Source organism: Pseudomonas sp. MD330_10, from assembly GCF_042610415.1.
Taxonomy (GTDB): Bacteria; Pseudomonadota; Gammaproteobacteria; order Pseudomonadales; family Pseudomonadaceae; genus Aquipseudomonas; species Aquipseudomonas rhodesiae.
This window is the reverse complement of sequence record NZ_JBHGZU010000171.1, coordinates 1-234: the sequence shown is the minus strand read 5'-3', so window position 1 is coordinate 234 and position 234 is coordinate 1. Positions and strand designations below refer to the sequence as shown.

Below are 234 nucleotides of genomic sequence, written 5' to 3'. Positions count from 1 at the left end.
AAACGCTCGTTGCTTTTCTTGGCGATCAGCATGGCCGTGAACAGCATCACCACCTTGAAGGCGGTGGCGATCCGCGAGAAAAAGCCGTCGAACAGAAAGGATTGGGCGCCGGATATCACACCCGTGACAAACCCGGCGATCGCGACTGCGAACATCAGAATCGTCGATTGTATGAGCAGTGCCTGCTCACCTCCCTAACTCACATTGCCTCCCGTCAAAAACCAAAACCCGCAC

The 234-nt window shown here is 55.1% G+C and carries 1 pseudogene; it reads right to left on the bottom strand.

Annotation, left to right across the window (positions count from 1 at the left end):
* Positions 1-155 (bottom strand): annotated as a pseudogene (locus ACFZPT_RS27085) (cation transporter); the annotation flags it as partial.
* Between the last annotated feature and the right edge of the window lie 79 nt (positions 156-234).